This window comes from bacterium (assembly GCA_030654305.1).
Classification (GTDB): Bacteria; Krumholzibacteriota; Krumholzibacteriia; order LZORAL124-64-63; family LZORAL124-64-63; genus PNOJ01.
Map to the genome: position 1 here is coordinate 1 of JAURXS010000134.1, position 3674 is coordinate 3674.

Annotated in this window: 3 protein-coding genes; 1 reads left to right on the forward strand and 2 read right to left on the reverse strand. The window is 69.7% G+C overall.

The features are described 5' to 3' along the window. A partial coding sequence (locus tag Q7W29_03565) for a DUF4900 domain-containing protein (GenBank protein MDO9170890.1) occupies positions 1 to 1329 on the reverse strand: 1329 nt, incomplete at its 3' end. 23 nt (positions 1330 to 1352) lie between these two features. Further along, entirely contained in the window at positions 1353 to 1685 is a 333-nt protein-coding gene (locus Q7W29_03570; protein MDO9170891.1) for a hypothetical protein, read from the reverse strand. Positions 1686 to 2042: 357 nt separating this feature from the next. Here Q7W29_03570 and Q7W29_03575 point away from each other — a divergent pair, with 357 nt between their 5' ends. Continuing rightward, on the forward strand, positions 2043 to 3530 hold the full coding sequence (locus Q7W29_03575) for a C10 family peptidase (protein MDO9170892.1): 1488 nt from the start codon (positions 2043 to 2045) through the stop codon (positions 3528 to 3530). Positions 3531 to 3674: the final 144 nt, after the last annotated feature.

The window sequence follows — 3674 nt, forward strand, 5'->3', positions numbered from 1 at the left end:
GCTCTCCTCCCAGCCCGTCTCCTCGTACACGCCCGTGAGGGGGAACGACGGCGGCACCCGCCCGGTCACGCGCGGGTCGTAGTGGTAGTTCTTCTGGTAGCCGTGGATGATCGTGTTGCCGCTGAACTGTCCCACCGCGCCACGGAACCTCTGGATCAAGCCGCCCCAGATCGTGAGCGTGCCGCGCGGCAGCCCCGTCGTGTAGTTCTCCGCCTGGATCGAGGTGTCGAGCGCCATCAGCACCGCGTTGACGACCAGGTTGTTCCGATTGTCCGCGTTGTCCGCGAAGACGATGTTCCGCTCCGCCACAAGCCCGAGCAGGTCGTTGCAGTCGGCCGGGGGCGTGCCCTGCGCGTCGCTGCCCTGGTACCTGATGTCGTTCACGATCCGGATGTTCTGGTGGCTGACGACCGTCAGCTCCCCGTCCAGGACGCCCCGGACGTGGAGGTCGTTGTTGCAGTAGAAGATCGCGTTCTCCAGGCTGGAGATCTGGACCGAGGTCCAGTCGCTGTTCGGCGGCGTGCGGCTCCGGTAGCGCAGCCACCCCGGCGCCGAGACGCCCACTCCCTGGACTCCCACGTAGCCCAGTTCGAGCTCCGACTCCGGCGCGATGTAGACCCCCCCGAACTGGCTTTGTTGACGCAGGTCGTTGGTCGTGGCGGGCATCGGGATCTCGGGCGCGTTCAGTTCGGCCCCGTCCGCGAAGACGGGGTTGTTCCCGCCGACCGGCCAGTCGTTCATGTCGTCGACCCAGTAGTTCCGGTAGCCGTTCATGTGGTCGGAGGCGGTGGTGACCCGTCCGAGGAACCGCGGGCTGCCCGAGATGTTGAGGGTCCCGTTGGTGTGCAGGCGCCCCCCGATCACGTCGCCCGTGATGTGCCAGATCTGGGTGCTGCCGTTCGACTCGTTGTCGGTGAACATGGCGTACTGCGCGAACGAGGTCATGCGGACCCGCTGCCGGACCCGCCGGTCGATCCCGCCCGCGGTCCCGATGCAATCGAGCATGAAGCCCTTCTCGGCGGCCCACAGGGCGTTGGTGTCGACGGCGCAGTGGACGGTGTAGGTGCCCCCGTCCGGCCCGGCCACGTTCTGGAAGATGAAGAAATCCGCAGTGGGCGGGCTGCCCAGCTCCGACAGGTGGCGCATCGCCCGCGCCTTGGCCCCCTCCGCCAGCCAGAAGGCGCGCTGCGAGTTCAGGTTCTTGTGCGAGGCCACGGTTTCCCGCCCGGCCATCGAGAAGAACGCGGCGCCGACGATCCCGATCGAGAAGACCAGGATCATCACCACGGCCAGGGCGTACCCACCCTCGCCGGCGTCCGCTCGGGTCATGCGTTTCATCGTCCCCACCCGCCTCAGTTATCGTAGACGAAGGTCGCCAGCGATGCGGTCCGCGTGGCCGTCGACGTCGCGTTCCAGGTGACGTTGCAGCGGACCGTCGTGATGTCGGACTCCGGCACGTCGGCCTGCGTGGTCACCGCGATCACGTACACGACCGAGGCGACCGTGCGCTGCTCCCCCCACGGCCCGATCTGGGGATACGGCAGCGCGACCGTGCGCTCGAGCGCCTCCTGGGCCAGCAGGATGCCGACCCGCTTGTGCTCCTCCATGTCGAAGCCGGTCCTCCCGCGGGCGAAGAACTCGGCCGTCCCGACGGCGACGAAGCTCAGGATCAGGGTGGCGATCACGATCTCGATCAGGCTCGCCCCGCCCTGTCCGGACCGGTCCGGGACGCCGCGGGTCGAAGCTGGTGTCGATCTCTTGCGTACGACGGTGACCACGAGTCCACCCCCTGGACATCACGGCAGGATTGCGGCCCACGCCGGGATACGCCCGGCTACGATCCCCTCGTGCTGCTTCGGCGCGGCGGTTGGCGGCTTGACTGGAAACTTGTCTTTTCAGATCGCCTTTCGCCGAGATCGGAGGGGGATGACGCTGCGACTCCCGGCGTGGGACACTCGAACAAAGCCGGGATTTACGCGGGCATGGGGGGATCGGCGATGGGATTCCGAGTTGACTCGCGGCTCTTGCTCCGCCGGGCATCCGTGGCGTCACTGATCGCCGTCGCGGCGCTGGTGGCCGTGATTCAGACCGCCACCCCTGCCGCCGCCACTCCGGTCGAGGCCGCCGCGGCGCGCATGGTCGCCGAGGCCTGGCTGGCCCCGGCCGCGACCGGCGGCGCGGCGATCGCCTGGCAAGAGGAGATCGTCGCCGGCGGCCGCGTCGTGGCCCACGTGTTCGGGTTCGAGCCCGCTGGCTACGTCGTGGTGTCGGCCGATACCGACCTGCCGCCGGTCGTCGCCCACGCGACGGTCGCGGCGTGCCCGCACGAGGGTTTGGCCGACAGCCCGCTGGCGCGGCTCGTGGCCGCCGACCTCGCGAGCCGGATCGAGGCGCGCGCGCTCGTCGCGCCGTCCGTGACGGCGGCGCATCACACGCAGTGGGAACAGTTGCTGGCCGGCAGCCGGCCGGTGTCCGCCGTCCGCTTCGAGCAATGGCCGCCCGCCGGCACCACCCCCACCGGCGGCTGGCTCGCCGGCAACTGGACGCAGAGCGCGCCCTACAACGCCCTCTGCCCCCTGGACGTGGCCCACGGCAGCGCGCGCAGCCTCGCGGGGTGCCCGTCGGTCGCGATGGCGATGATCCTCGACCACCGCCGCACCCTTGTAGGCACGAAGCTCGACGGCGGCGACCGCTACTGGCACGCCTACGCCGGCAACTACTTCTGGGTGCCCGACGCCGCGGCGCAGTACGGCTTCCCCGATTTCGACACGCTCAACAACCACCTCGAGACCGTGACGGGGCATTGGAGCGCCGGCACGCCGCTGACCAACACCGACAAGGCGGCGCTCGTGTTCGCGTGCGGGGTCGCCGCCCGGCAGGTCTACAGCGCCGCCGGCTCGGGGACCTTCGGCGTCGACCAGGCCTTCGACGCGTACGTGCGCTTCGGCTACGGCTGCCGGCTGCTGACCGACGCGGATCCGGATCTCTACACCGCCCTGTCCGCGAACATGCGGCTGGCCCGGCCCGCGCATCTGGCCGTGGTCGATCCCGCCTGGAGCATGGGGCACAACCTGGTCGTCGACGGCTGGAACTCCGACGACTACTTCCACCTGAACTTCGGCTGGGGCGGCGCCTACAACGGCTGGTACCTGCTGCCGCAGGAGATCCCCTACGGACTGACGGTCGTCGAAGGCGCGATCGTCGACATCTTCCCGGCGGTGACCGCGGTCGGCGACGACGTGCCGGTCGCGGGGTCCGCCGGAGCGCTCGGGGCCGCGCCGAATCCGTTCAATCCGCGCACGGCGCTGAGCTTCGTGCTGCCTGTGACCGGGCAGGTGCGGCTGGCGGTGTTCGATGCAGCCGGGAGGCTGGTGCGCGTGCTGGTGAACGGGCAACTGCCCGCGGGGCCGTGCAGCGTGGTCTGGGATGGGCGCGATCGGGCGGGGCGGGAGGTCGGGTCGGGTGGGTACCTGGCGCGCCTCGAGCATGGCGGGGGGGGCGGGGTCGTGAAACTGCAGGTGGTGCGGTAGCGCCGGGGTCGAGCACGGAAGCTGCTGGCTCGACGGCCTCAGCATTCCCCAAAAGGGCTGCGCATGAATAACTGTAATACGGAGTTATAACATACCATCCGAAGTGGCGACGTACTCCCCCGGCGGCGGCAAGGGAACCGTCAC